Annotated in this window: 20 protein-coding genes; 4 read left to right on the forward strand and 16 right to left on the reverse strand. The window is 54.9% G+C overall.

What is annotated here, in order from left to right; genetic code table 11:
- Positions 1–14: 14 nt before the first annotated feature.
- From WC600_06685 to WC600_06715, 7 genes are all read right to left on the reverse strand, one after another.
- Positions 15–419 (reverse strand): nuclear transport factor 2 family protein, encoded by a 405-nt coding sequence (locus WC600_06685; GenBank protein MFA4902416.1) that lies wholly within the window; start codon positions 417–419, stop codon positions 15–17.
- Between the two features lie 147 nt (positions 420–566).
- The gene (locus WC600_06690) at positions 567–1,052 is read right to left on the reverse strand and encodes a nuclear transport factor 2 family protein (GenBank protein MFA4902417.1); all 486 of its coding nucleotides are present in this window, start codon (positions 1,050–1,052) and stop codon (positions 567–569) included.
- Between the two features lie 70 nt (positions 1,053–1,122).
- Complete coding sequence (locus tag WC600_06695; protein MFA4902418.1) at positions 1,123–1,590, reverse strand: hypothetical protein; 468 nt, start codon at positions 1,588–1,590, stop codon at positions 1,123–1,125.
- 25 nt (positions 1,591–1,615) lie between these two features.
- Entirely contained in the window at positions 1,616–3,322 is a 1,707-nt protein-coding gene (locus WC600_06700; GenBank protein ID MFA4902419.1) for a thiamine pyrophosphate-binding protein, read from the reverse strand.
- Between the two features lie 67 nt (positions 3,323–3,389).
- Positions 3,390–4,235: a type 1 glutamine amidotransferase domain-containing protein gene (locus WC600_06705; GenBank protein ID MFA4902420.1), complete on the reverse strand. Its 846-nt coding sequence runs from the start codon at positions 4,233–4,235 to the stop codon at positions 3,390–3,392.
- A gap of 5 nt (positions 4,236–4,240) precedes the next feature.
- Complete coding sequence (locus tag WC600_06710) at positions 4,241–4,882, reverse strand: DJ-1/PfpI family protein (GenBank protein MFA4902421.1); 642 nt, start codon at positions 4,880–4,882, stop codon at positions 4,241–4,243.
- On the reverse strand, positions 4,879–6,873 hold the full coding sequence (locus WC600_06715; GenBank protein MFA4902422.1) for an AGE family epimerase/isomerase: 1,995 nt from the start codon (positions 6,871–6,873) through the stop codon (positions 4,879–4,881). Before WC600_06715 ends, WC600_06710 begins: the two co-directional genes overlap by 4 nt.
- A gap of 802 nt (positions 6,874–7,675) precedes the next feature.
- On the opposite strand from WC600_06715, the gene WC600_06720 reads away from it, so the two are divergent.
- The 4 genes from WC600_06720 (at position 7,676) to WC600_06735 (ending at position 17,472) form a co-directional block, all read left to right on the forward strand.
- Positions 7,676–7,918, forward strand: coding sequence for a hypothetical protein (locus WC600_06720; GenBank protein ID MFA4902423.1), 243 nt, complete (start codon positions 7,676–7,678; stop codon positions 7,916–7,918).
- A complete protein-coding gene (locus WC600_06725; protein MFA4902424.1) occupies positions 7,908–11,930 on the forward strand; it encodes a GAF domain-containing protein in 4,023 nt (1,340 codons plus the stop codon). The genes WC600_06720 and WC600_06725 overlap by 11 nt, the downstream gene beginning before the upstream one ends.
- 1,170 nt (positions 11,931–13,100) lie before the next feature.
- Positions 13,101–14,888 (forward strand): NAD-dependent malic enzyme, encoded by a 1,788-nt coding sequence (locus WC600_06730; protein MFA4902425.1) that lies wholly within the window; start codon positions 13,101–13,103, stop codon positions 14,886–14,888.
- Between the two features lie 187 nt (positions 14,889–15,075).
- Positions 15,076–17,472 (forward strand): GAF domain-containing protein, encoded by a 2,397-nt coding sequence (locus WC600_06735; protein ID MFA4902426.1) that lies wholly within the window; start codon positions 15,076–15,078, stop codon positions 17,470–17,472.
- A 121-nt stretch (positions 17,473–17,593) separates the two neighbouring features.
- Here WC600_06735 and WC600_06740 read toward each other — a convergent pair whose 3' ends face one another.
- The 9 genes from WC600_06740 to WC600_06780 form a co-directional block, all read right to left on the reverse strand.
- Entirely contained in the window at positions 17,594–18,055 is a 462-nt protein-coding gene (locus WC600_06740) for a hypothetical protein (protein ID MFA4902427.1), read from the reverse strand.
- A gap of 24 nt (positions 18,056–18,079) precedes the next feature.
- On the reverse strand, positions 18,080–19,153 hold the full coding sequence (locus WC600_06745; GenBank protein MFA4902428.1) for a transporter: 1,074 nt from the start codon (positions 19,151–19,153) through the stop codon (positions 18,080–18,082).
- A 146-nt stretch (positions 19,154–19,299) separates the two neighbouring features.
- On the reverse strand, positions 19,300–19,674 hold the full coding sequence (locus tag WC600_06750; GenBank protein ID MFA4902429.1) for a hypothetical protein: 375 nt from the start codon (positions 19,672–19,674) through the stop codon (positions 19,300–19,302).
- Positions 19,675–19,872: 198 nt separating this feature from the next.
- Positions 19,873–21,057, reverse strand: a complete 1,185-nt coding sequence (locus WC600_06755) for a DUF2325 domain-containing protein (GenBank protein ID MFA4902430.1) — start codon at positions 21,055–21,057, stop codon at positions 19,873–19,875.
- A gap of 67 nt (positions 21,058–21,124) precedes the next feature.
- Entirely contained in the window at positions 21,125–21,331 is a 207-nt protein-coding gene (locus WC600_06760) for a hypothetical protein (GenBank protein ID MFA4902431.1), read from the reverse strand.
- Entirely contained in the window at positions 21,325–21,486 is a 162-nt protein-coding gene (locus tag WC600_06765) for a hypothetical protein (protein ID MFA4902432.1), read from the reverse strand. Before WC600_06765 ends, WC600_06760 begins: the two co-directional genes overlap by 7 nt.
- Before the next feature lies 1 nt (position 21,487).
- Positions 21,488–23,692: a ferrous iron transport protein B gene (feoB, locus tag WC600_06770; GenBank protein MFA4902433.1), complete on the reverse strand. Its 2,205-nt coding sequence runs from the start codon at positions 23,690–23,692 to the stop codon at positions 21,488–21,490.
- Complete coding sequence (locus WC600_06775; protein ID MFA4902434.1) at positions 23,689–23,916, reverse strand: FeoA family protein; 228 nt, start codon at positions 23,914–23,916, stop codon at positions 23,689–23,691. Before WC600_06775 ends, feoB begins: the two co-directional genes overlap by 4 nt.
- Positions 23,913–24,161, reverse strand: coding sequence for a FeoA family protein (locus tag WC600_06780; protein ID MFA4902435.1), 249 nt, complete (start codon positions 24,159–24,161; stop codon positions 23,913–23,915). Before WC600_06780 ends, WC600_06775 begins: the two co-directional genes overlap by 4 nt.
- Between the last annotated feature and the right edge of the window lie 45 nt (positions 24,162–24,206).

Here is a 24,206-nt window from a genome sequence, read left to right on the forward strand (position 1 = left end):
TCACTGCTTACTTATCAAGACCAAAAGGCATCGTATTGGGCCGTGCCGTCGCCGAAAATGGCGCCTCGGCCTTCGATGACTTTGCCGTCCCGCCAGCGCAGATAATGAATTACATTGATGTCCAATTTCCGGTTAACGTCTCCGGCCCGGTTCCCCACGTTGTGAGTTACGTCGGCGGAGGCATTCTCGCTGGTCATGATCGATTCCCGCTCCATAAAGAAGCTGTTGCCGGACAACCGCCCGACCTCCCCCATGAAGCCCAAAAAACCATCCAGGCCGCGCTTTAAGCCCGAGAGGGGATTGTGGCCGGGCACGAGCCAGATCATATCGTCTGCCCAGTACTGGCGAATTCTCTCCCTATCGCCAGACGCCAGGGCCTCATAAGCCTGTATAACCAGTTCCGGGGTGACCTGTGCCATATGTCCTCCTTATTTAAGTAGCCATCAGCGGTCAGCTAAAGCACGGGTGTAGTAAGCGATTTAGAAATCTTGCAATGCTTACTCTTTTCATTGCTTTCATACTGTTTTTGCTGAAAGCTGAAAGCTGATTGGGTGATAGCTGACCTCCTAATCCGCCAGGCGGTCTGGGATCGGTTTATAGCGGTAAACAGCGCAAAAGAAGTTGTCAACCGCGTACTGGTCGCTGATGTAAACTTGCACTCGGGCGATCCGTCCGTTTTGGATCTGATAATGGGTGCAATTATAGGCGTTAAGAGCGACCTGAGTTTCGTTGCCGGAAGCATCCCGCACCGTCGTTGTGCCATGCCCGCGATGGACTTCCACCACCGTACTTGCCCCGAAGGTATCCACACCGGTGTTCGGGTCGGCTGCTGGGTCTAATGTGACCTGGATACCTGCCTTCACCAACTGAGAGAAAAAGGCTAAAACTTCGTCAGCACCGTGCTTGGTGCCCGACAGGGGGTGGCGGCCAGGCAGGTTCCAGACCAGATCCGGCGCAAAAATTTCCCGGCGGATGGTCTCCATATCGTTTCTGTTGAAGCACTCGTACATTCTTTGGACCAGGGCCATATTAGGGTTGACCGTGTCTGCCATACTTCCCTCCTTCCGGTTTCTCAAGGCGCATAACCATGCGCAGATGGTTGGTGATTGATCTCATCGACCGCTACAGGGGTATCGACCCCGGCATCGGCCGGAGTTCTTGGACGACATAGCGCCGGATCACCGGCTGGCCAGATGATGGCGAACGGATCATGTCCCATAGCTGGTAAGCATCAAAGCCGAGCCATTCGCTGCGAGGCGCCGCCGGACGCCAGCGGCGGGCCTGCCAATTGACCACCACATCGACCACGGCCTTACCTGCCTCCCAGGTGGTGCTGACCCTGGTGACAATGTGCACCTCGTCAAAGAAGATCCGGATAACCCCTTCATACCAGTTCCGGAAAGCTGCAACTCCGCTGATACTGCCTTCAGGAAACTGCATTTCCAGGCCCTGTTCCGCCACCATGGACTGCAACTCCTCCCAAGGGGCATGAATATCAAGTTTGCGGTACCATGCTGCGACAAAGGCCTCGATTTCCGCCTGGGATAAAGGCTCGCCCGAGATTGCAGTTGATGTTCGCCTCTTAGCCATGTTTCCCTCTTAATGCCGGCTACGGCTAGCTTTGCGTTACCGGCAGCGGCACGCTGCCATCGACCACAAGGTTGATCAGGAAGGGTCCATCATGGTCCAACATGGCTTGAATCGCCGGGGCGATTTCAGCCGGTTGCGCGACACGGACCCCCGGCACTCCCATGGCTTTGGCCAGACCGACGAAACCCAGGTCCGGGTCGCGTAAATCAAAACAATCCGGAAAGGACACCGGCAAATCCTGCGGTTTGAGCCCCTTCGCCTGCCAGTAATCTTGCAGATTAATCTTGAGTAAGCGGTAGCTGTGATTGTTGCAAATGACGAATTTGGCATTGATACGGTGATGGGCGGCAGTCCAAAGGGCCTGGATGGTGTACATCGAGCCCCCGTCACCGGTTAAGCCGATGACGGTGCGTTCGGGGTGCGCCAGTTTGATACCCAGAGCCCCAGGAATGCCGACCCCCAGAGAACCGCCGCGGGTCTGAAAGAATTGGCCGGGCAGATCGAGCGTCAACCAGCGGGTGAGCTCAGGTGAGTGGGTCAGCACCTCATCAAAGATAATGGCATCCTTGGGCAGCCGACGGCCCAGTTCCTCGGCGAAGGCCGACATGTGCAGCGGGACGGCATCCCGCACCTTGGCGTCTCTGGCTCTGGCATCTGCTGCAGCCCGGAGGTTGGCATCGCTTAGGGCTCGCCCCCGGACAGCCGCGGCGTTCCGCTGCACCGGTGTGGTGAGATCGGTTACCGCGTCAGCGAGTAACCTCAGGGTCAACTTGGGGTCACTGACCAAACCGATGGTGACGGGATGGTTCTTGGCAATCTCATAGGCGTCGAGGTCGATGTGGATCAGCTTGGCGCCTGGCTTGAACGGGCTGGCCAGAGATGGAAAAACCTCTGGAAACACATAAGTGCCGCAGATGATAACCACGTCGGCATCAGCGACGTGGCGCGCGCTGGCGTAGCCGAACATATGACCGGTGAGGCCGCAGTAGAGGGGATGGGATTGGGGGAGGTTGACCTCCGAGGAGTTCACCCCCCAAACCCCTGCGCCCAAGACTTCGGCCAATTGCGCCAGTTCAGCCTGCGCACCCGAGCGGGAAACACCGTCGCCCATCAGTATTAAAGGGTTCTCAGCCCGGCAAAGCATCTCGGCCGCGGCCGCAATGACCGCGGGCTCGGGCACCACCCGGGTCGTCGGGACTACGGTGGGTATAACCGGCTCGTCATTCGGTGCATCAAGAATGTCTTGGGGGACGGCCAAAAATACCGGCCCCGTCGGCGGGGTGGCAGCCATTTTGATGGCTCGGCGCAATAGGCGGAGCAAACTGCCAGCATGGACAACCCGGGCCGCATACTTGGTCACCGGCCGCGCCATATCCACCAGGTTCGCCGACATCTGGGCATTCATGGCGTCATAAGCGATCCCGGCTTCCCCAGCTATCACCACCAGGGGCGCGTGCCCCCGGAAGGCCTGGTAGATCATGCCAATGGCATTACCCAGGCCAACGCCGTCATGGAGTTGGACTATTGCGGGTTGCTGGGTGGCCCGGCAATATCCGTCGGCCATGGCTACCGCGATGGTTTCCTGCAACGCCAGAATGTACCGGACGTCGGGGAAGCGGGTCAGGGCGTCGATCAGACCTTCTTCGCTGCTTCCGGGGTTGCCGAACATATATCGAATACCGTCAGCCCGCAGCTGCTCCAGAAGCTTTTCGTGACCGGTTTTCCGAGTCATCGTAGCAACCCTCCCCCTGGTCGGCCGGGATGGTGGTGGTTGGGACCATTGCTATCCAGCAATTGGGTCACCACCCGTAGCGCCTCAGACCCCGTTCCAAGGCTGCCACCACCATCTCGCCGGTGAGATAAGAGTCAGGCGTGGAGCGACCGGTAATGAACGGATAGTCAACGATCACCGAGGTTTCCCGGCCAACGTTGCCATGGTAACCACCGTTCGGACCGGTGGCATCCCGCAAAATATATTCCAGAGGATATGGGGGCGGTCCCATATTGAAGTCCAAGAACTTATCCCGGGCCACCATAAAGCCGGTGCCATCCAGGTAGTCATACTCTTTACAATGTCCGGTAACGTGCTTGCCCCAGATGATGCTCTTGCGGTCATCGAGATTGCGGGCAAAGGCGAGACAGGTGACGCCGTAGCACTCCGCCGCCACCGGCTTGTCGAATCTCAGGAAACCGAAGATCAGATCATGCACCCGGTGGTTGTTGGCCAGGTCCACGAGAGGTCCGCTCCCGCCCACGATCAGCAGGGCGTCGTATTGCTGCACTTGCTCCTGGGCCTTGGCCACATCCCGGTAGTAAGCCTCCCACTTGCGCAGGACATCGGACGCGCTCCAGTAAGGCTGCATGGGGAACCAGGTAGAGAGGTTAACCGGGTTATCCAGGCGGGGGTTGCCCGGGTCATCAATAGCTTGCACCTTCTTCGCCATTTCCGGACTTGTGACTGACCGGCCCAAGGGCGGATCGACGTAACTGGCGTCTTTGCTGACGCTGATGGCCACGGGCCGCTTCCCGGTGGGCGTGGCAAAAACCGTCGCATAGCCGGCTGCGTCGAAGGTTTCCATGGGCCCAATTAGTTCTTCGCCCCAAAATCCCCATTCCGAGAGCACGATCAGGATCTTTCCACTCATATGAATCAGCCCTCCCTCGCCGACAAGTTTAAAATCTGTTGAGCAATCGCCAGGATAAACGGCAGCACCTCATGCCAGGTGTGCCCCGTCACCAGGTCGCGGTCTACCACTACGCCCGCGTTTTCCGCATCAGGTGGTATATATTGAGCCCCGCAATTCAACACATCCGCCAGCATCACTTCATGGCAGATCACCTTGCGCCCTTTAAGCAACTCCGGGTTGGGAGTCAGAATCCACAGCCCGTGGCACAGCGCCCCTTTGATAGTTCTGGGGTTAGCCATGGCCCGGGCAAAAAACTGCACCGCCGGGGCGGACCGGACCATATCGGCCGAGAACGGTTGTCCTGCGGGCCGCTCGAAATAACGCAACCGCACGCTGGTGTAGTTGGCCGCCATGATGACCGCGGCGTACTCATCCATGTTGATTTTTTGAAAATCTTTGTCCACCTCCAATGTGACCGGGGTGTTGCCGGCGTGCTCCACGTCGCTGACAAAGGTTTGACTGGGCTGGTTCCAGAGGCGAGACATGAAATGGACTTCCGCTCCCAGGGCGGCAAAGCCATAGCGATAGGCCTCGATCTCCCCCGGGACGAATTCGCTCTCCACCAGCACCGCGATCTTTTTCCCTTCCAGCATCCTGCTGTTCATGTTGCCTCTCTCCAAATTGGCCGGAATTCCACCACGACCTGTGACCCGAGTTCATCGGCAGCCAACTCCACCCGGAAATTGTCCGGGGAAAAACTGGTCCGCGGGATGCCGTTCACGGTAATGCCGGATATTTGCACAGTACCGGGGGCGTAAAAGTCGGGGAGCACATTGAGCGAGGTGCAGCCGCATTGCGCATCCGGACAGAAATACAGGCAGAAGTTGGAGTCGGTCGTATCCTTGCCTTTCACGAACGAGCGGATGTAGATGTGTGCCAGATAGTTCAACTCAAAGCTATGATAACCCGCTACTGAATGTCCGCCTTTTTGGGCATAGGGTCCCCTCTCTACCGGCTGGCCTTCAGCGGTCACCCGGAAGAAGATGCCGCGGTTATCATGGTCCAGGAAGAATATATTCCAGAACGCCGCCATCTCCCGGGCCAGCGTCAGGTATCTGGCATCATTGGTGGCCCCGTGCAGGATCAGGTACGCCAAGATACCCTGCTCCTGCTGCCAGAAATCCTTGGTGTTGCCCCAGACGAACTCAAGGGGTAATTTATCCGGCGTCCGGCGCTCGACTACGTCGAAGCAGCCTCCCCGCACCTGGTCTAAACCATAGATTGCCATCTTATCCGCCAGCTTTTTCGCCAGACTCAGAAAATCGTTGGCAAGCTGTTCGTGCTGTTGGGCGTTGTTATTCTCGCCCTGGCGGCGGTTCTCGACTGCCAGGTAGCGGTAGTAATTGGCGACCCTGGTCAGATTCCAGGCGATCTTCAGGTTGTGCCCCACGACGGCCCGGTTCTGCTGCCAGCGCCAGTGATGATCCGGGGTCCAATCCGCATGGAACCGCTCGTTGACATAGTGCGAATCCGGGTCTGGAAACTTCTCCAGGATCAGCCTGGCAGTGGTGTCCAGGATTTTGCGGCAGGTGCGCAGAAGCTGCTCCATTTCGTGAGGCGGCGGGTCCAGGGCCAGAACGAGGTTGACCAGATAGGCGGGAATGTGGTCCCCGATGGAGTTCCAGTTTTTCCGCAACCGATTATCGCCCAGCGCCTCCACATCCGGCCGCAACGTGGCGTAGTCGATATGAGAGAAATACCCCCCTAATCCACCGTAACCGTTTTCGGGCGAATCCAGATAATGGGTCTGGAAGACGTTCACGGTCCGCTCAATGTCCTCCAACACTTCCCAATCCTGGGTAATCCGATAGTACTGGGCCATACCGGCCAGGGCGTAAATCTGTTCATAGAGCGGGATCGTGCCGTAGTCGTCAGCATTCTCCGAGGCCATGATGATCTTGGCTCCGATGTCTTTCTTGCGCTTGCCGAAGTTCCAGAAACAGCGTCGGCCATCATGACTCAGACTGCGGAAGGTTTCCCGCTGATACTTGATGCCTGCCTTAGCAGCCAACCGAAACCGCTCCTGGCCGGTCAAGAGATAAGCGGAAGACAATCCGTAGATCAAGCGGGATAGGGTGGCGCACTCCTGGATATTGTTGTCGCCCACGGGCAGGCCCAGGATGTTTAGGTTGGTCCGGTACAGTGCCGCGAAATCGTCCAGTTGATAGGTGCGCCGGTCGCCGAACAGGTCGTCCAGCCACTCCTCCCCCAGGCGGGTGATCTGGTTGATCCACCAGTGGGTTTCCTCGAAGAGGTATTTTCCCGGTTCGGAATGCATCAAGGTGATGAAGCGAGCGTCAAAGCGCCTCTCATCCTCGTGCTCCATATAAATTCCCTGGATGACGACGAGGGCATCTTCATGAAGGTATTTGCGCACCATCTCGGATGGACCGGCGTCTGGATTATAGTTCGGAGGAGCAGTCACGCGGTCGCGGTTCAGTTCGTCTAAATTGGTAAGAACCCCGAACACAGTCTGAGGACTCACATAGATCAGGTAACCGTCCCCGCTGCGACAACGGAGGGTGAAAGACGCTTCTACCGGGTTAACACTCGTCACCGTTCCCATCAGTGTCGTGCTCTGCGTTAAATATTTCATAGTTCGCTCCGTAGTTGGAACCCTGGTTCCCTGAAGGACTTTTTATGTAACCATTGATGCTATTAAGTTTAAGTAATTTAGCAGATAATTAAGCATGGCTGAACAAGATGTCAATGATAATTAACAAAGTTATTACTTTGAATAAATTAATTATGTAATATCTAATTTATTTAATTTAATAAAAAAATAATTGATATAAACGCTGGTTCGAAATTGGTCTCAAGGGCGTTTTTGAAGCTATATTTAAATTAAATTGCTTATAATCATCAATCACATTCATCGTAAATTATATAAAGAAAGATATCTTTTTATTCTGGTTATAACGATATGTACGGCTACATATCAGATCAATTAGGGTTTTCCCTATATGAGGATGATCAAAGTGATCATTTCATATGGCCAAAATGATCATAAGGAGATCGACTGGATGGTCCACAGTTTGAAAAATCTGTCTTTTCCGTAGTGGTGGGATTGTTAAGCAGAAATCACAGCCAGAGGACTCTGAACGCTTATTGCTCAGACTCATTGACAATATTTGGCGGAATGCTTAATTTTTAGCTGACTTTATCTCCCATAATTCTTAAGGTGAGGGAGGTGACGTAATGAAGGGAAAGAGGCTGATTTAACGGGTTGCCTTTCTGGCCTTTCTGCTTCATCTCTTTTACCGCCGCATCAACCCCTTCAGAGGGGCGCCTCGTTTTATACCCCACCCATGATTATATTGATTAGGGCAAGGATCGCCGCTAAGGTGAAAAAGACAAAGGGTTGGCGATCTTGAAGAATTTTGAGGAGTGGAGGAGAAATGACTGCCTCGTTTCGACAAGAAAAACTTTCCGGCGTGCTAGGAATTCTCTGTTTCTTGTTGTTGAGCTACCCTTTATTGAAAATTTTTAATCACGACGCCTTAATTACAGGAGTCCCACTCTTATTTTTGTACATCTTCGGGGTCTGGGTTTTGGCGATAATCGGTCTCTATGGAATGAGCCGCAGGTTTGCTTCTCCGGAGCTGGCAGGCCAACAGGAGCCGGAAGGCCATGATCAGTGAATGGTCTTTAGCACTCGTCGCCTTTGGCTATCTCTTGCTGCTCTTTGCCATCGCCTATTATGGCGACCGGCAACGGGCCCGGGGCAAGAGCATTATTGCCAATCCCTATATCTATGCCCTTTCTCTGGCAGTTTATTGCACTGCCTGGACTTTTTTCGGCAGTGTCGGCAAAGCGGCCACCCAGGGTGTCACCTGCCTCACTATTTATCTCGGCCCCACCCTCATAGCCTTTACCTGGTGGTTCGGCCTGCGTAAGCTGCTGCGCATCTGCAAGGAAAATAACCTGACCACCATGTCGGATTTCCTGACGCTGCGGTACGGCAAGGGGGCCTTTCTGGGGGTGCTGGCCACCATAGGCATGCTCCTGGCCATAACTCCCTATATCGGCCTGCAGCTTAAGTCCATCTCCGACACTTTCAATGTCCTGGCTTATAAAGAAGTTTTTCCTCCCGTCACCACCCCGGTTTATCAAGATACCGCCTTTTATGTGGCCATTCTGCTGTCCGTGTTCGGTATTTTGTTCGGGGCCCGCCATTTGGACCCCACTGAGCGCCACGAAGGCCTGGTAGCGGTAGTGGTGTTTGAGTCCCTGATCGAACTTCTGGCTTTTACCAGTTTAGGCCTCCTGGTGACGTTCGGTCTTTTCACGGGTTGGGGAGAAATTTTCACGCGTATCCGGCAGAGCCCCGAATTTCAGCAGCTTCTCCTGGTGAACACCGGGCCTCAGAACAGCTATTCTTTGTTGCTGGTGCTCACCCTTCTGGCCATGGGCGCCATCCATTTTCTTCCCCGCATGTTTCATATGGCGGTAGTAGAGAATACCAATGAAAGGCACATTCTCACGGCGCTCTGGCTATTTCCCCTCTACCTGTTGTTGATGAACCTGTTTGTCATGCCCATCGCCTTCGGCGGACTGCTGCTGGGTCTCCCTCCGGAAACGGCCGATACCTTTGTCCTGCGCATTCCTTTGCAAACCGGACATCCTTATTTTGCCCTTCTGGTCTTTCTGGGGGGGCTGTCGGCCTCCACCGCTATGGTGGCGGTGGCCTCCATCGCCGTCACCACCATGATCCTCAATAGCCTGGTGATGCCGCTGGCCATCCGGCTAAGATTGCAAGAGCGTATCACCCCCCATCTTTTGACTATCAAGCGGGCCGGCATTTTTTTCCTCATTTTTTTGGGATATTTTGGCTATCACCTGGTATTCCCTACCGTCATGCTGGTGGACATCGGACTGATCGCCTTTTGCGGGGTGATGCAATTGGCGCCGGCCATGATCGGGGCCTTGTACTGGCGGGATGCCACCAGGTGGGGGGCAATGGCTGGTTTGGCATCAGGTTTTCTTGTCTGGGCCTACACCCTGGTCTTCCCCTATCTGGTTGAAGCAGGGTGGTTCCCTATCAGTATCTTATCGGAGGGACCCTTCCACCTGGCTTTTCTCAAGCCCACCGCTTTCTTAGGGCTGACCGGTCTGGATCGGCTCTCCCATGCCTTTTTCTGGTCCTTGTTTTTTAATGCCGGCACTTTTGTCACCGTCTCATTGCTCACGGTGCCCAGTTCCGTGGAATTGGAGCAGGCCCGGCGGTTTGTCGGGGTGTTTGAACAGGAACGAGAACGACCCATAGAGAAGCGCTTAACGTATTTGCCGAGCCTGGAGCAGCTGACGGAATTTATGGGGAAGATCATCGGCCACCGGAAGGCCGCCCAGGCACGACGAGCCTTTCTCCGGGGGGTGACGACTCCTGAAGCCGAGTGGGGTGACAAGGAAAAGCTCCAGTTGGCGGATTTTATTGAGCGCACCATTGCAGGCTCCATCGGACCAGCGGCGGCCAAGGTCATAGTGGAAGGCTACCTCTCCTCAATGGGCTCCAAGATGGAGGACGTTTTTGACCTCTTCGGACGGATCTCCAGCTCTTTAGAAGAAAGCGAACAACAATTAAAGAGACGGGTAAGTGAACTCTCGGTGCTCTACGAAGCGGCCCGCCGCCTGGCTTCAACGTTATATTTTCCGGAAATCCTGGATGGAGTGCTGGGGGTGCTGGTGGAGAAATTAGACGTTGAAAGATGTGCCGTGCGGCTCTTGGACGAAGATGGCCTTCTGCATTTGAAAGCTTTCCGGGGCCTTCCGCCTGAGGTTCGGGGGCAGGTGGGAAAGCCCGATCCAGCTTCTCTATTGGGGGAATGTTTGTCGAGCTCCCAGGTAATTTCGGTGCCTGATTCCGCCGCAGTGGCTGATCGCCTCCAGGGACTGGTGGAAGAAGAAGCTTTGACTTCCTTGGTTTTGGCCCCCATCATTGCAGAAACCCTGACCCTGGGGGTATTGACCGCGGCCAGCAGTCAGAAGGGTTTTTTTACCAAGGAATACATTCAGTTCTTTCAATCGCTGGCCGGGCATTTGGGACTGGCGGTGCGGAGCGCCAACATGGAGGAGGCGCTGCGCCTGGATGAGTCTCGTCTTGAGGCGGTCTGGCAACTCAGCCAGATGACCAAGGCCACGCTGCAAGAGATTACCGATTTCGCCCTGGAGGAAGGAGTCCGGCTTACCAAAAGCAAGATCGGTTACCTGGCCTTCATGAACGAGGACGCAACGGTCCTCACTATGCAAGCCTGGTCTAAGACCGCCATGGCGGAATGCGCCGTGGCGGATAAACCCTTTGTTTTTCCTGTGGAGACCACGGGGCTCTGGGGTGAAGCCGTGCGCCAGCGGCGGCCCATCATTACCAATGATTATGCCGCGTTTAGTCCTTATAAGAAAGGCTATCCCGCAGGTCATGTCGAAATCCGGCGTCATCTGAATATTCCGGTATTCGACGGGAACCGCATCGTGGTGGTGGCTGGCGTGGGCAACAAGGAGGAAGAATATGATGAATCGGACGTCCGTCAGCTGACTTTATTGATGAACGGCCTGTGGTGGCAGATAAAACGCCAGCAAACCGAAAAGGCCCTGACCGCTGCAGTGGAGCGGGGTGTTTACTTTCAAAAGCTTTTAATTCATACCTGCATGGATGGCATCGTGGCAAGTGATATGGAAGGCACCATTCGTACATTTAACGAAACGGCTGCCAAAATCCTGGGTTATGAACCCGAAGAAGTCCTCGGCAAAATGAATGTCAGTGAACTCTATGCGCCGGGTCAACTGCAGGAAATCGATACCAAAATCCACGACTCTGCTTACGGCGGGGCGGGTATCTTAGAGAATTACGAAACCTGGATGCGGCATAAGGATGGCGCCCTCACGCCCGTCTGGCTTTCCGCCCGGGTGCTGTATGAAAATGACCGGGAAATCGGCATGATCGGCCATTTTAAAGACCTGCGCGAACGTAAGCTCATGGAAGAAGAACTCTTGCGGAATGAGCGCCTGGCCGTCTTGGGCAAAATGGCGGCCCACATAAGCCACGAAATTAAAAACCCTCTGATGCTTATTGGAGGATTTGCCCGCCAGGTGGTTAAGGATCCTACCTCCGACCCACTGAAGACTCAGGAAAAGCTTCAAATTATTGTCGATGAAGTTAGTCGCCTGGAAGATCTCCTCGCCGAGGTAGGAAGCTATGCCAAATTTTCGGAACCCCAAAAGCACCTGGGTAATCTCAATGACTTAGTTCGGGAAACCTGCCAGCGGCTGGAACCAAGCCTGCGCGAGAGTAATATTGAGCTTGCGTTGAGGCTCGACCCTGCACTCCCGGAGACCCAGTTTGATCCGGGCCATTTACGCCAGGTTATCTTGAATATAGCCAAGAACGGCATTGAGTCCATGAGCGCCGGGGGGACCTTGACGGTCAGCACCGGTAAGCAGGATGGCCGAATATTCGTGAAAATTAGTGATACAGGCATGGGAATCCCCCCCGAGAGTCTGGAGAAAATTTTTCAACCCTTCTTTTCCTCCAAACCCAAGGGCAGCGGCCTGGGTTTGGCCATTTCCCAGAAAATAATCCAGGCGCATCAAGGTGAAATCGCCATCGAGAGTGAACCGCAAAAGGGGACCCAGGTAACCATCTTTCTAAGGGAAATATAGTAATCATTAGAGGTTCTTGCAAAAAGCCGTTTTGTCATCCTGAGCGAAGCGAAGGATCTCGTATTTTCACCCACTTATGAGATTCTTCGGTCGCTTCGCTCCCTCAGAATGACAGGCAGGGAGATATTTGCAAGGGGCTCATTATAAATGGGAAAATTGCCAAGGTATTGCTACCGTGCCAGGACCTGGAGTTCTGGTAAGGGGCTGGGGAATTTGAAATGACTTATGAGCCTCTTGCAATAATAATCTTCTTACAGTGGAAACCTTATAGGGGTATTTAAAAATCGCCGGTAGCACAGGCTTTTCAGCCTGTGCTCATATAGGCTAAAACCTGCGACTGCATAATGTCCGGCAATTTTGCAAGAGGCTCTTATAATAATACCAGCTTGAAAAGCCTGTCATCTTTCTCATCATTGTTGGATGCCTCGCAGTCCAGAGTTTATGCTGTCTCCATGCCTTGCCGGGATAAAAGCGGATCACGGTTTTCCAACCTGAGAAAAATGGGGAGGCTCCAGGCGTTCCACCCGTGCCGTGTCCCGGCACAAGGATGCCGGCGCCCCATTAATCCCTTGATAATACTGGCTAAGTTTTGCGAAAGCCGAATATTTACCCCGGGACCAGCGCGGGACAAGCGCGTGACAACCCTGGCGCCGCCTCGACCGGAACGCGCTTGCACGCGGGTTTAGACCGGGTATATGGCGAGGGCGCCTCGGCAATATCCCGGCACATGTGCCGGGTTTGCCCGTCCAATCGGCCTGCGCCCGGCATTTTCAACGATTTTTGGGGTAGTTTTGAGGGGGTAAAAGCCGTTAAAAAACCATTTTTCTCTATCATTTTGAGCTAAACGCAGGCTCTTAGCTCGCTTCCATGAAACAGCTTTAAACCCGATTTAGGGGGATTTAAAAATCAGCCAGCGGCATAAATCTATGGCAAACGCTATATGTCAAAGCTTGAATGATTTCATTGCCTCCGGGCACAATCAATGCAGACCTGGCGAATCTGCTGCAGAAACCAGCAAAGATGCGATATAACTCATAGTAAGGTTATTGTAGTTCGCGTATAATTTATTCTCTAATTCTATCTTGATATATATTGCGAGGCTGTCGGAAAAGGATTGAGCTCAGCTAGTTTCCCTCCTATCCATTGATTTGAGTCCAACGAGGTGGATGTATGTACACACTGAGTGTTGAAGACGAAGACACAGTTATCAGGATCAAGCGGGAACTGTTGGACCAGGCAACGGTTTCAAGGTTCCTCGACTTGGTTAATTTATCCGCGTTTCTGGAAAAAAGCAGAACTTCCGAGGCCAGAGAAACGATCCTGGCCAGGATGCTGGGGCTGCCCACCGGAGTGGCATTACTCCGAGATCCGGCTCTCAATAAAGGGACGGCATTCACCGAAAAGGAACGGGAGATCTTAGGTCTACAGGGACTCTTGCCTCCCCGGGTCCATACCATGGAGGAACAAATCTCCCGGGTTATGGAGAATCTACACCGAAAGCCCAATGACATTGAGAAGTATATCTTCATGATTTCTCTCCAGGATCGCAACAAGACCTTGTTTTACCGGGTGGTCACGGACCACATCGAAGAGATGATGCCCATCATCTATACGCCTACGGTGGGGCAGGCCTGCCTGGAATTTGGTCATATTTTTCGCAGGCCGCGGGGCATCTTCATTTCGACCAAAGATCGTGGACGGATGCATAAACTCCTGAGAAATTGGCCATATCGTAATATCCGTATCATTGTGGTAACAGACGGAGAGCGTATTCTCGGACTGGGAGACCTGGGTGCGGACGGCATGGGCATCCCGGTGGGAAAACTTGCCCTTTACAGCGCCTGTGCCGGCATCCATCCTTCCCTCACTCTCCCGGTGACTTTTGACGTGGGCACAGAGAACGAGTCCCTCCTGAATGACCCCCTCTATATCGGCATCAAACAGCGCCGCCTGCGGGGCGCGGCCTACGATGATTTTGTCGAGGAGTTTATGGTTGCCGTAGAAGAAGTCTTTCCCCGGACCCTGGTGCAGTTTGAAGATTTTGGGAATATCAATGCCTTTCGGCTCTTGGACAGGTATCGAGACCGCCTCTGTACCTTTAACGATGACATCCAGGGCACTGCCGCGGTGACCCTGGCCGGTCTCTTATCAGCTATACGCCTTACGGGCGGCCAGCTTAAGGATCAAACCTTTCTCTTCCTGGGCGCCGGTGAGGCCGGGTTGGGCATCGGTGATCTGACGGTTTCCGGCATGACCAAAGAAGGCTTATCGGTTGAGGAGGCCCGGCAACGCTGCTGGTATGTGGATTCCAAAGGCCTCGTGGTAAAAAGCCGCAGCGATCTGACCGGCCATAAACTCCGCTATGCCCATGACCACGAATTTCTCCCCGACTTTCTGACCGCGGTGGAAGCTCTGAAGCCCACGGCTATTATCGGGGTATCCGGGAGACACGGGGGCTTCACGCAACCTGTCTTGGAGGCCATGGCCAGTATGAACGAGCGGCCCATGGTCTTCTCCCTGTCAAACCCCACCTCCAATACGGAATGTACTGCGGAAGAGGCCTACAGATGGACCCAAGGACGCGCCATTTATGCCAGCGGCAGCCCCTTTGACCCGGTTATCTTTGACGGCAAGAAATTGGTGCCGGCCCAGGGCAACAACGTCTACATCTTCCCCGGGGTCGGCTTGGGGGTACTCGCCTGCGGAAGCCAACGGGTCACCGATGAAATGTTTTTTGTGGCGGCGAAAGCCCTGGCCGCTGAAGTATCGGAAGGTGACCTGGAGCTCGGGAGTGTCTATCCGCCTCTTTGCAAAATCCGGGAAGTCTCGGTCAAGGTCGCAGCCGTGGTGGCAGAAGTTGCCTACCAGCGCAATCTGGCCACCAAGCCAAGACCCGATGATCTCCCGGCCTATATCAAGTCTCAAATGTATGAGCCTAAGTACCAAAGTTATGTTTAGCAGTCCTCGGTGGTTATCATGAATGGTTGACAGTTAGGCCCTTCGTTCAGCCAGCCAGGATAGGAACGCTATCTCGTTGAAGAAAACGCCCAGAAACATTTCCATTTTATGACCTCTTGATCCGAGGTTATACGTGATTAAGTTATTCGTAATATTCAATCATTTCGAACTTTATTAAGAGGACGTGATGAAATCCCGGAAAATTGAGTTTCCATTCAAGGGCAGAATGAGCCTGAGGCCACTGCTGGATTTCTGGGAACGCTTATTGGCCGAAGGCAAAGGCGGGATGAATGCCTTGGGGCCGGTTATCCGCAAAAAGTTAGAGAATACCCCTGAGCTACGGGAACCCATCGAGGACCTCACCATCCTGGAAAATCACCAGGACTTCATCGATCTGTTGATGAGCGTGGTTTTCCCGCCGGCGTTTTGGGAGAGCGATTGCGCCGCGGCCTTCGTGCCTTTCCAGTTTACCGGGTTCTATGCCACACCGCTTTTCAAGACCCTGTTTAAAATGGAAGGACAAGGTTTTACGCCGCAATTGAACATCGACCCCCATCAGTGGCAGTGGGGGCGGGTCCTCAAGGCCTATATTTATATCCTGAATAAATTCTACGGCATCGACCTCACCTGGGATTATCCCCTGATTGCCAAAGCTCAATGCCCCAAAACCGGATTGGATCGGTTTTTTAATATCGTCTTGGATCCAAAATTCCTGGAAATCAAAGTGCTCGGAGAGCCCAGGAGTTTGACGGAAGCAGACCGGAGCCGGCTCCTGGCTAACGTCAGTGACCTGAAATTGTGGATGGAACTGATACCCCCGGAAAACTTTGAATTTGAGGGCTTTGGCGTTTTCAGGGCTGCGGATGTGACCTCTCGCGAGATGTTATCGGCTCTCCAGGGGGACCTCTTCGAAAAGGAAGCAATTTTTCAGCGGGATGGTTTTGCCGGGCTCCAGGAAAAATTGCAGATCTATCTGCAAGAGAAAGACCTAACCCTGGGCTTGGCCGCCATCCGGGGTGAACAGATTCTCATCCTGCCGCATGCCCATAACCAGGCGGAAACGACGACCTGTGTTCTGCAGAATGCGACGCACTACCAACGAAGTGAATTTAAAGGATCAATTTTTTCCCAGGCGATGGATCAGGGCGAGCCGCTGGTCGTTGAAGACCTGCACTATTACCCTAAGAGCACGATCCTGGAAGAGCGCATGCTCGAGCATGGGTACCGGAGTATATATGTCGCTCCCCTGCTCTACCAGGACAGGCTCCTGGGAACTTTGGCGCTCAAATCAACCCGCGCCGGAGCGCTGAACGCCTTGAACACGGCCAACCTGCTCCCGGTGCTGCCGTTGTTTGCCGTGGCTTTGAATCGCAGCCTGGAGCAACTGAATCAAAAAATTCAGGCTGTCATCAAAGAGGAGTTCACCGCGATCCACCCCTCGGTGGAATGGCGCTTTCAGCAGGCAGCCCTGCACTATATCCAGCATAAGGACGAAGGGGTTGCAGCCCTGGAACCCATTGCGTTCCATCAAGTCTATCCCCTTTTCGGCGTTTCGGATATCCGGATGTCCAGCGACCATCGCAACGGCGCAATCCAGGCCGATCTCATCGAACACTTCCGTCTGACCAGAGAAATCCTGCAGCTCGCCTATGACCACCGGCCTTTGCCGATTCTGGCGGCGTTCAGCCATCGCATCGACAAGCAGATCAAAAGGTTGAACATTGGCCTGAATGCGGGTGATGAGACCACCAAACCACTTTTCATCCAGCAGGTGATGGAACCCATTTTTGACCAATTGGCAAACTTCGGCGCCCCGGTTGCCGAGAGGATAGCCTCCTACCGGGCCGCTTTGGATCCCGAGATGAAGACCATCTACCGGAGCAGGCGAGACTTTGAGGACAGTCTCAAGCTCATTAATGAAACTATTGCAGCGTATCTTGATCAGGAGGAAGCCAAGGCGCAGGAATATTTCCCCCACTATTTTGAAAAACTCAAGACCGACGGGGTGGAACACACCATATATATCGGTGCGAGCATGGCAGAGAGCGGGAATTTCAATCCCATGTACCTGAAAAATCTGCGCCTGTGGCAACTCATGGTTATGTGTGAGGTAGTGCGGCGTACCGAGGAGATTAAAAGCAGTCTGTCGGTACCTTTAGAAACCACGCACCTCATTCTGGTCCAGGATTCGCCGCTCTCGATCTTTTTTAGCCCGGATGAGCGGCACTTCGAAGTGGCAGGGGCTTACGATATCCGCCATGAGATCATCAAAAAACGCATTGACAAGGCGGTAATCAAAGGCGCCTCCGAGCGGCTTACGCAACCGGGGAAAATTGCCATTGTGTACTCTCAAAAACAAGAGGGCACGGAATACCTTGAATATATTGATTACCTCCAGGCTGCCGGCTATCTGAAGGCTGAGACGGAGGATGTGGAGTTGGAGGACTTACAAGGGGCCCAGGGATTGAAGGCCCTGCGGGTCACGGTGGACCCACGCGCCTCGCGTGCGCAACAGCAGCCTCTTCCGGAAATCGTCACCACCGCCGTAAAGGCGCTGCCCAAGCGAGCCAACGTATCTTCCTGAAAAGCTTGCACCAGGCCCCCAAAATTGTGCCCGCCAACAGCAGGCGGTGGGGGCAATGACCACCCCCACCCAGAGCATAGCCGCTATCCCCAGGCTCAACCGGGGCTTGCATCGACAACGATCAGCGTTTCCGCCATGCCTCCCAGTTGGGGCGGCCCTGGGAATCCCGCAAGTGCAGAACATAATCCGCTTTGGTGAGTTCATAAGCGATCGCCTGCAGCTTCCCGTCTTTTGCCTTTTCGCACATCCCCTTGACCCGCACTTCGTCTCCGGGGGTGAGCGCGAACTCCTGGCGCTCCAAATACCAGACCGGGCCCAAACTCACATGCACCTGTCCCTGGGTCTTGGTGTCCATGATTATGGCCATACCGGGATACATGCCTTCTCCCAAACTCTCAGTGAGCACCTGCACCACCTTGCCGCTTTCGTCAAAGGGTTTGCAAACCGCCTTTACCGGACATAGATAGGCCGTATACGGACAAGGCCGGAAGCCCTGGCCCCGGCCCTGGGCTGAGGCTTGCAAGGGTAGCATGGTAAGCAGGGCCGCGGCCAGGCCAATAATGGTGATATAAAGTCGAAACATGATCTTTATCCTCCCGATTTGTAATTAAAAAGCATAAACCATGGACAGCAACGGAGTTATATTGCCGGTGGTGTTCTTCCCTGCCAGGTCGAAGTTCACGCCCAGGGCCAGGGAGAACTTGTCCGTGGCCATGTATTCGATCCCCGGTAAGAAGGACACAAGCGCGGTGGGCTGGGCGTTGGCCTTGGACCCGATCAGCCGCCCCGCATCCCAGGTGCTGGTCAACTCCAACAGGGCCACCCATTTCTTGGTTATGGGATACTCCATCGCAAAGTTGGCGGTGATGAAATCCCGGGGATGGTTCCGCCTCTGTATGGGATTGCCTTCTTCATCCACCTCATCGGTAGTGTTATCGGTCTGGAGGGTATAATAGACGTTGCTATAAAAAATAAACGGCTTCAGATACTTGGAGAGATTAAAGCCGGTGGTAAAGCCGTAAGTGCCCCCGCCGATGGCGTCGGTCCCCAATCGGCCAGGGTTAAGAAAGCGAAAGTGGCCGGTGGGGAACGTAGGGGTAAAGATGGCGCTCACTGTGGGTGCCGCTTGCGTCTCCTCCACCAGGCGATACTTGAAGGTCAGACTGATATCGCCCAAGCCCCCGAAAGAGGCGAAGCGTTCCCCATTCGGGCCGGGAGCATCGACATTACCGGCCCAGTTGTGAATATAAGGAATGACGGTGTAGACTTCAAGGTTATTGATGAGGCCGTAGGTAAACTTCAGGCTCATTCCCAAGGATTGAAAATCACCTCCCGCGGAGATTCTGCGCCAGGGACTGAAGTTATTGGTGGTAAAGCTTAAGCCCCCGGTGGGCTGAATGGCGAACTTCCCTTTTTCAATGGGGATGGCGGTATCAGTGATAATGGGGCCGAAGGTGGCCGGGCATTCGTCCTCTTTGGCTTCCTCCTTTTTCCCTTCATCCTTCGCTCCTTCCTGGCCCTCCGGATGGAAGCCTTCACCGCGGCCTTCAAGCTCCGAGGCGGTGTTGGCACCGGCCGCCGCTGGCCCCTCTTTTTCCCCGGCGGATATATTAGCCCAACCCGGCGCCGCCCACAGGGTCATGCCAAGGCACAGCAAGACGAAACCTGCTTTAACGTTCATAACCATTCTCCTTCCCCTTCTATAAAAATTTTTTAGTTCAATCGGTTCAATCAATCAGGCAAGACCCGCCGGCAATCTTGCCCCGCTTTATGCTCCCCCTGATTCGTCGCCGGCACGAAGTCTTTGAGAAGTGGTGGTATTGAAGATTACCCGGTATTGACCTGCTTTTTGGCCGTCTGGTCCGCATGAGACCGGCAAGCGCAATCCCGGCAGTTGCCGTTACATTGGCAGGCATCCTTGGAAGTTTCAGCAGTCTGGAGGATCCATTTCCCCGGCTCCGCGAGCAGGGCATGCTTTTTTGCCGCGATTAATTTCCGTAAGCCCGCTTCCAGACTGGCCAGGGTATCTTCGTCAACTTCCCCGGCTTCCTGCAGGTCCACCACCAGTACCGAAAAGGCTCGGAAGCCGATCTGCGCTGCTCCCAAAATCTGCCTAACCACGCCGTCAGTGAGGGTTCCCCGGGGCGCCAACCGCAGACGCCCATTGGCTATCTCTACGAAGAGTTTCGAGTCAGTGGCCATATTTCACCTCAACGATCTCAGAGATCTGGTTGGAGATTTGTCGATAAATCGCCCAAAAGGGCCGTCAACTATGCTCATTGCCAAAAATTTTTTCTTATTCACCCCTCCCTCTCCCACAAGTGGAGAGGAAAATTAGAGGAAAAAACTTTTGGCAATCGCTATATGCTGCTCCTCCACTGTTCAAGGAATCTTTTGAGGCTATGCCTCGCAAATTTCGACCCCTTCGCATGACCCTGCCGGGTGCGCCAACTCCATCAAAGTTCTGGTAAGCGCGCCCACCCCCGTGTTGAGCATCAAGACACAAGGTTTATTCAGCTTTTTGCACCACTTCTTGGCGCAGTGATAGGCCTGGTGGCTGGTGCAGCTTATGGGGCAAATCACCACCTCCGCCTGCTTTACCAGGTTCACCAGGCGCGCCTGGCCGTTGCGGCAATCTCCATCATGGCGCAAGAAAATCCCCCCGAAATCCTGTTCCACCAGGCGGCGATAATGGCTTTCCCGTCGCTCCGGACCACCAACCAGAAGGATGAGCTTGTTGCAGAACCGGCGGCATTTCTCCCCACTGGCCAGGGGGCAGGTCTGCTCAGGGGAGCCGCTGGCCTCGTAAGGAGCATCCAGGACCGGCGCTGGACATATGCCGGGTAGTTGCCTGACGGTCTCTTGCATGAGACGCATTTCCAGTTTTTCCCGGGTCCGTTTTTCCTGGCTCAGACGTGCGGTGAGCTCCCGGTTTGCCGCTCTCAGTTGGTGGATCTCCTGACCTGTGTTCAGGGAGACGAGTTCCTGCTCCAGGTGCGCCAATTTGCGCCCCAGGTCCGCAAGTTCGGCTTCTTTGTGGGTCAGGCGCCGTTTGTACTCTTCCCGCTCTATTTTCACCGCTTCCACCTGGCCGGTTAAGCGTTTCACCCGATCTTGCAGAAGCTCGTTCGTCTGCCGCAGCTGTCCATATTCCTTCAATTCGGCTCGGGCTTCGGCTCCCTGGAGGTGGGACATCATGTGAATATCCCCGAAAACCTCATTCAAAACGTTCTTCGGGGTGTCCTCGCGGGTGGTAATAGCATAGAAGGCCCCGGCGATTTGACCCTCTTTGAGGGCTTCCTGCCAGGCCAGGTTCAACTCCAGGCCCTCGCAGGCATCTATCCGAGTGATGGTCAGACGATATTTCCGATCCAAAAATTTCTGCACATATTTAGCCACCGGAGGCAGCTTCCGGCAGGCCTCGATGATCCAGATGTGCAGTATATAGGCTGAGGTGCCTCCCACATACTTGAAGTGGCGAGCGATTTTCTGCGTCTCCTTGAGGGTCAGACACGTTCCCACCAGGGGGCAGAGGAAGCGGTCTATTTCGCCAAGGTTGTGACGGTTGCTTTTGAGTCCGGTCATGACGGCAAATCCTGGGGTCGGGGAGCGCCTCAGGGCATCCCCCCGACCCATCAAATACATTCAGCGTTTAACCAAAGATATCCATTTCCAGTTGCGGCCACTGCCTGATGGCCTCGTGCAGACGAATCTCCACATTATTCAGGTGATCCTTGAGGTCGGCCACCGTGGGGTTGTCATGCAGGCCGGGAACCTCTTGCGCCAGATGGTCCACATAATGATGAATATTTTTGAGATCATCTTCCAAGGTCACCAGATTGATGATCATTTTCACCATGACTTTTCTCCTTTGTCGGTCTTCTGCTGCCTACTCCCGCAGGTGTGGGCGTCACACCCCGGACAGAATCCTCGCTTTTTCCAGATGGAGCGATACAGTAGATAAATGGCCCCGACTATGATGGCTCCGGCCCAGAACAGATCATACCAGCTCATATCAACCTCCCAATCCCAGGAGCCTGCCGCCCTGATAGATGACCAGGGCCACTCCCCAGGCCAGGACCATCTGGTAAGCAAAGGCGACCCCGAACCATTTCCAGGTGCCGAACTCATCGCGAAAGGCTACCGCCACTATCATACAGGGCATGTACAGCAGCACAAAGGCCATGAAGGCATACGCGCTCAAAGGCGTAAAGGCTCCTTGAATAACTTTCTTTAAGGGTTTGGTTTCTTCTTTCTCTTCGGCAGAGAGCTTGGCCACGCCGAAGGAAGAAATGACATTTTCCCCCGCCTGCTTGGTGGCCGAAAGGAAGGAGACCCCGATTTCTTGCAGATCTTCCAGGAAGGTGGGAGGCTTCTCGTCTTCAGCCTTTTTCTCCTTGGGAAGGTAAATTTCCCCCATGGTCCCCACCACGATCTCCTTGGCGATGACGCCGGTGACGAGGGAGGAGGCCGCCTCCCAATTACCGAATCCCAAGGGTTTAAACACCGGGGCGATGACGGTCCCGGCTTGGCCCAGGTAAGAGTCTTTCTTTTGTTCCACCCCCCAGGGCAGGTTCAGGAGGAACCACACCAGGACGGACACGGCCAGGATATAGGTGCCGGCCTTGATGAGAAAGTGTTTGCCCTTCTCCCAGGTGTGGATCATCAGGCTCTTTAGGGTGGGCATGCGGTAGGGCGGCAGCTCCATGATGAAGAGAGGATTTTCTCCCTTGAACAGAGTCTTTTTGAACAGGATGCCCACCAACACCGCCATGACAATGCCCATGACATATAGGGACCAGATGGCCGTGCCGGCCCGGCCGGGAAAGAAGGCCCCGGCGAACAGCACGTAAACCGGCAAGCGGGCGCCGCAAGACATCAAGGGGATAAGCAGGGCGGTCAAAATCTTGTCCCGGGGATTTTCCAGGGTGCGGGTGGCGTAGACCGCGGGCACGTTGCAGCCGAACCCCAGGAGCAAGGGAATAAAGGACTTGCCGTGCAGACCCATGGAGTGCATGGCCCGGTCCATGACAAACGCGGCCCTGGCCATATAGCCGCTGCCTTCCAGGAAAGTAATAAAAAACATCATCGCAAAGATTACGGGAATAAAGACGATGACAAAGCCGACGCCGGCCAACACGCCTTCGGTGGCCAGAGACACCGTCCAGTCCGGGGCCGCTACCAGGCCCAGCAGGGCTTCCGCCCAGCGCTTCAAAGGGCCGGTCACTAGGCCGTTCATCCAGTCGGCGTAAGGGTTCGACACATCGAAGGTGAGTTTGAACATCACCCACATGGCGGCCAGGAAGATCGGGATACCCAGGAAGCGGTGAAGCACGATCCGGTCGATCTTCTCCGTCAACTCCCGTTTCGTCGTGGTCTTCTTTTTCAGGACCTCCCTGGTAAGCCCGGAAGCCTGGGCATAGCGGGCGTCGCCCAGCAAGCTCTCAATATCATCCCCATGGGCCTCCTTCAGGTGCTTGGCGGCCCGGGAAATGAAGCTGCCTGTTCCCAGACCAGTTTCCTCCACTATTCGTGGGTCCGACTCCAGGAGTTTCAGGGCCAGCCACCGGGCGGGGTATCTTTCCACCAGGGCCGGGGAGTGCAGGCGGATTTCTTTGTCCACCTCAACGACCGCAGCTTCCAGGTCCTGGCCGTAGTTGAGGGGGCGAGGCGCATGAGCTTCGGGGTTGTCCCCCACCTCCAGCACCGCCTCCATGAGGGCCGTTAACCCTTCCTTCTTGGTGGCCACGGTGGGTATTACCTTGATCCCCAAGGTCTCTTCTATGAGAGCGGGATTGATTTCCCAGCCCTTGTTCCGGGCTTCGTCATAGATGTTCAGGGCCATGACCACCGGCAGGCCCAGCTCCAGCATTTGCACCGTCAGGTAAAGGTTGCGCTCCAGATTGGTGGCGTCCACCACGTTCAGGATGACATCGGGGCGCGCCTCTACCAGGTAATCCCGGGCGATAACTTCCTCCTCGGAATAGGGGCTCAGGCTGTAGGTGCCGGGCAGATCCACCAGCCGGACGCGGCGGCCCTGGAACTCCAGGGTGGCCTCTTTTTTCTCCACGGTCACCCCGGGCCAGTTGCCCACCTGGAGCCGGGTGCCGGCCAGACCGTTGATGAGGGTGGATTTTCCGGAATTGGGGTTGCCCGCCACCGCGACGGTGAGGACTTTGGCGGGCTCGGGGTGCGCGAGCTTGACTGCGGCCTGGCTCATAGCTGCACCTCCACCCCGATGCCCGCGGCCTCGCTTTTTCGCAAGGACAGGCGGTAGTTTTTCACGATGATTTCAATGGGGTCTCCCAGGGGTGCGACTTTTTCCACCTTCACCTCCACGCCTTTGAGCACGCCCATATCCATCAAGCGACGCTTCATGGGACCGATGGCCCCGATAGTGGTGATTGTGCCCCGTTGACCGGGTCGTAACATTGCCAGATTCATTCCCCTATCCTCCTGACGCTAACTTTCATGGCCACGCCCCGCCCTAAGGCGATGCGGGAGTCGTCCACCCGCACCAACAGGGAGCCGTGGCCGGAGTTGCTCAACATCTCCACGGTCTTGCCGCAGCGCAGGCCCATGTCTTCCAGGCGGCACATACATTTGCATCTCTGACAGCCATGGGAGCCGCCCCGAATTTCCATTACCCGGGCCCTTTCGCCCGACCCCAAAAGTCCTAACGGCATCATTAATCTACCTCCAAATTATTGAGATTGAGACTTTGTCTCAATCAT

It is taken from the genome of Desulfobaccales bacterium (assembly GCA_041648175.1).
Taxonomy (GTDB): Bacteria; Desulfobacterota; Desulfobaccia; order Desulfobaccales; family 0-14-0-80-60-11; genus 0-14-0-80-60-11.